The sequence below is a fragment of the Citrobacter sp. VF227 genome, from assembly GCF_052950715.1.
In genome coordinates this window covers 1-527 of sequence record NZ_JBRFVF010000239.1, presented here as the reverse complement: position 1 = coordinate 527, position 527 = coordinate 1, and the positions used below count along the sequence as shown (strand labels likewise).

Genomic DNA, 527 nt, shown 5'->3' with positions numbered 1-527 from the left:
CAACCGCGCCAAACCTTGCATGCCGGTGATCGCAAGATCGACACGGAAGCCCGCCTCTGCGAGCACCTCGTTGGTGAGTTCGGCGATGTCGGGATCGTCCTCGATGCACAGGATGCGCCGCGTCACGGCTTCGCTCCGGGCAGATGCAGGTGTACCGTCGTGCCCCGGTCGACCTGGCTCTCGATGCGAACCTGGCCGCCATGCGCCTCGACGAAATGGCGCACGAGATGCAGGCCGATGCCGAGGCCAGGAACACCGCCGCTGTTGGCGGCGCGATAGTAAGGCTCGAAGACCCGATCGAGTTCCTCCAGGGCGATCCCGACGCCGTGGTCGGCCACCGTGATCTCGCTTCCGTCGAGTAGGGCCGAGCGGCCGGCGTGGATGCTGATCGCGCAAGGCTGCGGCGAGTACTTGATCGCGTTCGAAACGAGGTTCGACACCGCCTGATGGATCAGGACGCGGTCGCCGTGCAGGGTTGGCTCGGCCACGCACACGGCGATGTGAACATGCGCGGCCTCATATTCGGC

At 65.8% G+C, this 527-nt stretch carries 1 protein-coding gene; it reads right to left on the bottom strand.

Features of this window, described 5'->3' with window-relative positions; genetic code table 11:
- Positions 1-122 precede the first annotated feature (122 nt).
- A partial coding sequence (locus tag ACU8YC_RS26105) for a sensor histidine kinase (RefSeq protein WP_446896129.1) occupies positions 123-527 on the bottom strand: 405 nt, incomplete at its 5' end.